Here is a 6,982-nt window from a genome sequence, read left to right as displayed (position 1 = left end):
CGCCGTGGCGCTCACCTTGCCCGGCCGGTAGCCGACCGACTCCATGAACTGGCCGGTCCCCTCGATGCCGTGCCCGCCGAACCAGCCGAACAGCTTCTGCGCGCCGTGCGCGGCCAGGACACCGCCGGCCCCCAGCCGGAGCAGCAGCAGTCCCAGATCTCGTCGGTCGTAAGCACTCACAGCGACTCCCGGAGCAGACAGCAGGAACAGATCCCCTCCCGCGTGTCCACCGTCGCACCCGGGCACCCCGGCGGCCCGCGGTCGGCGCCGTTCGGGTGGCGGGCCGAGCAAGGCGGTGTGAGGCTGCCCGGTATGACGATTCAGACGTCCCGACTCAGCGACCCCGCGGTCCGCGCGTTCGTCACCGCCGTGAACGACCACGACCGTGACGCCTTCATGAGCCTGCTCGCGCCCGGCGCGACCATGGCCGACGACGGAACCGACCGCGACCTCGCCGACTGGATCGACCGGGAGATCTTCACCTCCCACGGCCACCTGGAGGTCGACAACGAGTCGAACCGCGGCCGGGACCTCGTCGCCTCCTACCGCAACGACACCTACGGCGAGATGCGGACCCGGTGGCACTTCGAGGTCGGGGACGACGGCCGCATCTCCCGCTTCGAGACCGGTCAGGCGTAGCCGGCCGGGCGCGACCACCGGGGCCCGGCCCGAGCGCGCGCACCCGCCCCCGCAGGGGCCCTTCGCGCCGCCCGGCTGTACGGCAGCCGTTCCACGCACCGGTGCGTACCCCGCGGTCCCACGCGGGGCCCACCCCCACCCGGTGCCGTGGAACGGCTGCCGTCCCCCCTCGGCATGGCTTACGGAAGCCTGTCGCTCCAGATGTGAAGCTCTGGTGGAGATGCGATCGAGCATAGGCCGCCGACCGGCCGCGATGTAGCGGAATGTCACATTCCAGTTGTGTGGATCGTGGAGACGGCCGGCGCCGTGCGCGCGGTCAGCCGCGTCCGACGTACGGCATCGCCGTCGCCAGCACCGTCGCGAACTGCACGTTCGCCTCAAGGGGCAGCTCCGCCATGTGCCGCACGGTCCTGGCCACGTCGGCCGCGTCCATGACCGGCTCCGCCGCCACCGAACCGTCGGCCTGGAGCGCGCCCGTCTGCATCCGCGCGGTCATGTCCGTCGCCGCGTTGCCGATGTCGATCTGGCCGACCGCGATCCCGTACGGCCGCCCGTCGAGCGAGAGCGCCTTGGTCAGTCCGGTCAGCGCGTGCTTGGTGGCCGTGTAGGCGGCCGAGTGCGGGCGGGGCGTGTGCGCCGAGACCGAGCCGTTGTTGATGATCCGGCCGCCCCGCGGGTCCTGCCCCTTCATCTGCCGGTACGCAGCCTGCGCGCACAGGAACGCCCCGTTGAGGTTGGTGTCCACCACGTGCCGCCACGCGTCGTAGGGCAGTTCCTCGACCGGCACCCCGCCGGGGCCGAACGTCCCCGCGTTGTTGAACAGCAGGTCCACCCGGCCGAACCGCTCCACCGCGGCGGCGAACAGGCCGTCCACGTCCCGCGGCCGTGACACGTCCGTACGGACCGCCAGCGCGGCCCCCTCCGTCACCAGCCCCGCCGTCTCCTCCAGGGTGTGCGCCCGCCGGCCGGCCAGCGCCACCGACCAGCCCGCGCGCAGCAGTTCCACCGCGACCGCGCGGCCGATGCCGGACCCGGCACCCGTCACCACGGCGATCCTCGTCTCCGTCCGCCTGTCGTCCATGGCTCGGCAGGGTAGTGGCTCGGCAGGGTACGGGGGCGCGGGCGCACATGAGGGCGGGCACGCCCGCGCAAGCGCCCGCCATCGGGAACTCACCCCTCCGCCATTCGGGTGTGGCGTGCGCGCCGAGCGAGTGTCGTCCCCGGCCGCTTTCCTGCCTCGTGCATCCATCAGGCAGGGGAGGACCGGATGACCATCACTGCACACCCGACCCAGCACAGCCCCGAACTGCGCGCGGCCGCCCGCCACATCGGCCGCCGCCGCTTCCTGACCCTGACGGGCGCCGCAGCCGCGCTCGCCTTCGCCGTCGACCTGCCCGCGGCGGGCACCGCGAGCGCGGCCACGCTCGACGCCCGCCGCATCAGCGCCGACCCCTTCACCCTCGGCGTCGCCTCCGGCGACCCGCTGCCCGACTCCGTCCTGCTGTGGAGCAGGCTCGCGCCCGCACCGTTCCAGCCCGACGGCGGCATGCCCGCCCTGCGGGTCGCCGTCCAGTGGGAACTGGCGCACGACGAGGGCTTCACCAGCGTGGCCCGCCGCGGCACCGCCCTCGCCTACCCCGAGTTCAACCACAGCGTCCGCGTCGAGGTCACCGGACTCGACTCCGGCCGCGTCTACTACTACCGCTTCCGCACCGGCACCTGGATCAGCGGCACCGGCCGCACCCGCACCGCCCCCGCCCCCACGGCCGCGCCGAGCGCGCTGACCCTCGCCGCCGTCTCCTGCCAGGCGTACGCCGACGGCTACTTCACGCCGTACCGCCATCTCGCGCGGGACGACGTCGACATCGTCCTCCACCTCGGCGACTACCTCTACGAGTACGCCGTCAACTCCGTGGGCGGATACCGCAATTACACCGACCGCACTCTCCCCGCGCTCTTCAACCGCGAGACGCTGACCCTGGAGGACTACCGGCTGCGCTACGCCCTGTTCAAGTCCGACCCCGACCTGCGGGCCGCCCACGCGCAGCACCCCTTCGTGGTCACCTGGGACGACCACGAGACCGAGAACAACTACGCCGGTGACACCCCCGAGAACAGCGTCCCGCCCGAGGAGTTCCTGCTGCGCCGGGCCGCCGCCTACCGCGCCTACTGGGAGAACCAGCCCCTGCGGCTGCCCCAGCGCCCCACCGGTCCCGACATGCGGCTCTACCGGCGGCTGCACTGGGGCAGACTCGCCCAGTTCGACATCCTGGACACCCGCCAGTACCGCTCCAACCAGGCGTACGGCGACGGCTCCCAGATCCCCGGACCCGAGATCGACGACCCGGCGCGCACCATGACCGGCGCCGCCCAGGAGCGGTGGCTGCTCGACGGCTGGCGCGACTCCACCGCGCTGTGGAACGTGGTGCCGCAGCAAGTCACCTTCTCCCAGCGCAAGTTCGACCTCACCGAGCCGTCACGGCTGTCCATGGACGCCTGGGACGGCTACCGCGCCTCCCGGCGTCGGGTCCTCGACGGCGCGCGGGCCGCGGGCGTCGACAACCTCATGGTGCTCACCGGGGACGTCCACGTCGGCTACGCCTTCGACATCAAGGAGAACTTCGACGACCCCGCCTCCGCCACGCTCGGCACGGAGATCGTCGCCACCTCGGTCGCCAGCGGCCGCGACGGCGTCGACCGGCCCGCCACCTACGACACGTACATGAAGGCCAACCCGCACCTGCGCTTCTTCAACGGACGGCGCGGCTATGTCACCGTCGCGCTCGGACAGCAGCGGGCGCGGGCCGACTTCCGGACCGTGCCCTACGTCACCCGGCCCGGCGCGCCCGTCAGCACGGCCGCCTCCTTCGTCACCGAGGTGGGCGCGCAGGGGCTCACGCCGGCGTGAGCCCCGGGGCCACCGACTCGCCCGGGTAGCGGACGCCGACGCGGTCACGGACCGCGTCGAGCGTCCGCATCACCGCCAGCGTGCCCTCCAGCGGGACCAGCGGCGACTCGCTCTCCCCGGCGCGCAGCGCCCGCATCACCTCCGCGGCCTCGTGCCGCAGGCTGTTGCGGGGCCCGTCGGCCGGGTCCGCGGTGAACTCCTCGGGGTCGCGGCCGTCGCGGTGCAGCACGAACCGCTCCGGGAAGAAGAAGCCGCCGGGCACGTCGATCCGGCCCGCCGAGCCGGTGACCGACGCGGCGGTCGCCGTACCGCCGACGATCGAGCAGTGCAGCGAGGCGAGCGCTCCGCCGTCCCAGGACAGCAGGACACCCGTCTGGAGGTCGACGCCTTCCGGGGAGAGCGTCGCGCGGGCCGTCACGTCCGACGGCTCCCCGAGCAGCAGGTGCGCGAACGACACCGGGTACACGCCGAGGTCCAGCAGCGCGCCGCCGCCCTGCGCCGGGTCGCGCAGCCGGTGCGCGGGCGGGAAGGGGCCGGCCAGCCCGAAGTCGGCCTGCACATGGCGCACCTCGCCGATCGCCCCGTCGTCCACGAGCGCCTTCAGCCGCCGGATCAGCGGGTTGCAGTACATCCACATGGCCTCCATCAGGAAGCCGCCGCGCGAGCGCGCCAGGGCGACGAGTTCGGCCGCCTCCCGGGCGTTCAGCGTGAACGCCTTCTCGCACAGCACGCTGCGCCCCGCCTCCAGGCACAGCCCGGCGGCCTCCCGGTGCGCCGAGTGCGGGGTGGCGACGTACACGACATCGATGTCCCCGTCCTCGGCGAGCGCCCTCCAGTCGCCGTAGGCCCGCCCGATGCCGAAGCGCTCGGCGAACGCGTCGGCCGACGCCTGCCTGCGCGAGGCCACCGCCACCACCTCGGCGTCCGGCAGATCGACCAGGTCCGCCGTGAACGCGGCCGCGATCCCCCCGGTCGCCAGGATCCCCCACCGCACGCTTCGTTCCGCCACCGCGGGCCCGCCCCTCGCTCATGTGATCCTCGGCACTGTGTACGAGCTGAGAGCATAGAGGGCGGATCACGAGGAGAGGGAGGGGCGCATGGCCGACCCAGGGGGGCCGATACAGGACGTGCCGCGGCCGGCGGCACCGGCCGAGCGGCAGCCACCCGTCCGCTCCCTGCGCCGCACCGGATTCCTCGTCACCTTCATCCTCGGCGGGCTGACGGCCACGCCCCCGCTGGCCATGGACATGTACCTCCCGGCGCTCCCGCAGGTCACCGGCGCGCTCTCGGCGCCCGCCGCCACGGTCCAGCTCACCCTGACCGCCTGCCTCGCCGGCATGGCGCTCGGGCAGCTGGTGGTCGGCCCGATGAGCGACCGCTGGGGCCGCAGGCGCCCGCTGCTGACCGGCCTCGCCGTGTACGTCGTCGCCACCGCCCTGTGCGCGCTCGCGCCCACCGTCCAGTCCCTGATCGCCTTCCGGCTCGCGCAGGGCCTGGCGGGCGCCGCGGCGATCGTCATCGCGCGGGCGGTCGTGCGCGACCTGTACGACGGCCTCGCGATGGCCCGCTTCTTCTCGACCCTCATGCTGATCTCCGGCGTCGCCCCGATCGTGGCGCCCCTCGTCGGTGGGCAGATCCTGCGGGTGACGGACTGGCGGGGCGTGTTCGTCGTCCTGACGGTGGTCGGGGCGCTGCTCGCCTGCCTCGTGTGGCGCCGGCTCCCGGAGACCCTGGCGCCGCAGGACCGCCACCGCGGCGGGGTCGGCGAGGCGCTGCGCACCATGCGCGCCCTGCTCGCCGACCGCGCCTTCGCCGGATACACCCTGACCGGCGGCTTCGCCTTCGCCGCGCTGTTCGCCTACATCGCCGCGTCCCCGTTCGTGATCCAGGAGATCTACGGGGCCTCGCCGCAGACGTTCAGCCTGCTGTTCGGGCTCAACTCGGTCGGGCTGGTGGCCGTCGGCCAGATCAACGGCAAGCTCCTGGTGGGGCGGGTCGGCCTGGACCGGGTGCTGGGCGCGGGGCTCGTGGTCGTCGTGCTGGCGGCGGCGGTGCTGCTGCTGATGGCGCTGGGCGCCTTCGGCGAGGCCGGGCTGGTCCCCGTCGCCGCGGCCCTGTTCGTGCTGATGTCGGCCATGGGCATCACGCTCCCCAACACCCAGGCCCTCGCCCTCCAGCGCACCCGGCACGCCGCCGGGTCCGCCTCCGCGCTCCTCGGCACGACGTCCTTCCTCATCGGCGCGGTCGCCTCGCCGCTCGTGGGCGTCGCGGGGGAGGACACCGCCGTCCCGATGGCCGTCGTCCAACTGGCGGCCGCACTGGTGGCGCTGGGCTGCTTCGTGGGACTGTGCCGTCCCTGGCACAGACGTACGGGTGCCGGCGTGGAGGGAGCAGAGCACTGAGCGCGCCGAGACTGCGCGGGGACACCCCGGAAAGGGCCGGACTCGACCCCGAGGAGATCCGGCGGCTCGTCCGCGAGGTCCGCGGCCTGACCGCCGGGCCCCGCCCCTGGGCGGCGGGCGCGGTGCTGGTCGCCGGGCGCGGCCCCTGCCTCGCCGTCGAGGAGGCGACGGGCTGGGCCGTGCGGTACGCCGGCTGGGACGAGGAGACGGACGCCCCCGTCGAACTGCCCCCCGGGGCGCGGGTCCCGGCGACCGCCGCCACGCCCTTCGACCTGGCCTCCCTCACCAAGCTGTTCACCTCGGTCGCGGCGGTGCAGCAGATCGAGCGCGGCACGCTCGGCATCGACGCGCGGGTCGGGGCGTACCTGCCGGACTTCCGGGCCGCCGCGCGGCACGACGTCACCGTGCGGCAGCTCCTCACGCACACCTCCGGACTGCGGCCCGAACTCCCGCTCCACGACTGCCCGGACGCCGGGAGCAGACTGGAGCGGCTGCGCGCCGAGGCGCCGGTCGGGGTCCCGGGCGCCTTCTGCTACTCGGACCTGAACATGCTGCTGCTCCAGCACGTCCTGGAGCGCATCACGGGCCGCGCCCTGGACGTCCTCGTGCGCGACGGCATCACCCGTCCGCTCGGCATGGCCGCGACCCGCTTCGGCCCCTGCCCCGGCGCCGCCGCCACCGAGGACCAGCGGCGGCCGTGGGCCAAGGCGGACCGGGGGATGCTGCGGGGGAGCGTGCACGACGAGAACGCCTGGGCGCTGGGCGGGGTGGCGGGCCACGCGGGCCTGTTCTCCACCGGCCGCGACCTCGCGGTGTTCTGCCGGGCCCTGCTGTCGGGCGGCGCCTACGGCCCGGCCCGCATCCTCGGCCCGGACTTCGTGGAACTCCTGCTGACCCCGCCCGGCCTGGGCTTCGCCGTCGACCAGCCGTGGTTCATGGGCGAGCTGGCGGGCCGGGGAGCGGCCGGCCACACGGGGTTCACCGGTACGTCGCTGGTGCTGGACCCGCCCACGGACACCTTCCTCGTCCTGCT

Annotated in this window: 7 protein-coding genes; 4 read left to right on the top strand and 3 right to left on the bottom strand. The window is 74.2% G+C overall.

What is annotated here, in order from left to right; translation table 11 throughout:
• Positions 1–180: DoxX family protein (locus SZN_RS34055; RefSeq protein WP_007504162.1), on the bottom strand; the 180-nt coding region annotated here is incomplete at its 3' end.
• A 132-nt stretch (positions 181–312) separates the two neighbouring features.
• On the opposite strand from SZN_RS34055, the gene SZN_RS34050 reads away from it, so the two are divergent.
• Positions 313–639: a hypothetical protein gene (locus tag SZN_RS34050; RefSeq protein WP_007504161.1), complete on the top strand. Its 327-nt coding sequence runs from the start codon at positions 313–315 to the stop codon at positions 637–639.
• Positions 640–955: 316 nt separating this feature from the next.
• Here SZN_RS34050 and SZN_RS34045 read toward each other — a convergent pair whose 3' ends face one another.
• Complete coding sequence (locus tag SZN_RS34045; protein ID WP_007504160.1) at positions 956–1,720, bottom strand: SDR family oxidoreductase; 765 nt, start codon at positions 1,718–1,720, stop codon at positions 956–958.
• Positions 1,721–1,906: 186 nt separating this feature from the next.
• Between SZN_RS34045 and SZN_RS34040 the strand changes: the two genes are divergently transcribed.
• Positions 1,907–3,547 carry an alkaline phosphatase D family protein gene (locus SZN_RS34040; RefSeq protein WP_007504159.1) on the top strand — a complete coding sequence of 547 codons (1,641 nt, stop codon included), beginning with the start codon at positions 1,907–1,909 and terminating at the stop codon, positions 3,545–3,547.
• Here the strand turns inward: SZN_RS34040 and SZN_RS34035 are convergent.
• Positions 3,534–4,556 (bottom strand): Gfo/Idh/MocA family protein, encoded by a 1,023-nt coding sequence (locus SZN_RS34035; protein WP_043734603.1) that lies wholly within the window; start codon positions 4,554–4,556, stop codon positions 3,534–3,536. The genes SZN_RS34040 and SZN_RS34035 overlap by 14 nt on opposite strands.
• 88 nt (positions 4,557–4,644) lie before the next feature.
• Between SZN_RS34035 and SZN_RS34030 the strand changes: the two genes are divergently transcribed.
• Together SZN_RS34030 and SZN_RS34025 are read left to right on the top strand one after the other, a co-directional pair.
• Positions 4,645–5,949, top strand: a complete 1,305-nt coding sequence (locus tag SZN_RS34030) for a multidrug effflux MFS transporter (protein WP_007504157.1) — start codon at positions 4,645–4,647, stop codon at positions 5,947–5,949.
• On the top strand, positions 5,895–6,982 hold a 1,088-nt coding region (locus SZN_RS34025; protein ID WP_043734600.1), incomplete at its 3' end, for a serine hydrolase domain-containing protein. The genes SZN_RS34030 and SZN_RS34025, both read left to right, overlap by 55 nt.

It is taken from the genome of Streptomyces zinciresistens K42 (assembly GCF_000225525.1).
Lineage (GTDB): Bacteria > Actinomycetota > Actinomycetes > Streptomycetales > Streptomycetaceae > Streptomyces > Streptomyces zinciresistens.
This window is presented reverse-complemented; position numbering and strand designations above follow the sequence as displayed.

Coding starts and splice junctions, on each gene's coding strand:
- SZN_RS34045 (WP_007504160.1), bottom strand. CDS start 1,720: ATGGACGACAGGCGGACGGAGACGAGGATCGCCGTGGTGACGGGTGCC.
- SZN_RS34050 (WP_007504161.1), top strand. CDS start 313: ATGACGATTCAGACGTCCCGACTCAGCGACCCCGCGGTCCGCGCGTTC.
- SZN_RS34040 (WP_007504159.1), top strand. CDS start 1,907: ATGACCATCACTGCACACCCGACCCAGCACAGCCCCGAACTGCGCGCG.
- SZN_RS34030 (WP_007504157.1), top strand. CDS start 4,645: ATGGCCGACCCAGGGGGGCCGATACAGGACGTGCCGCGGCCGGCGGCA.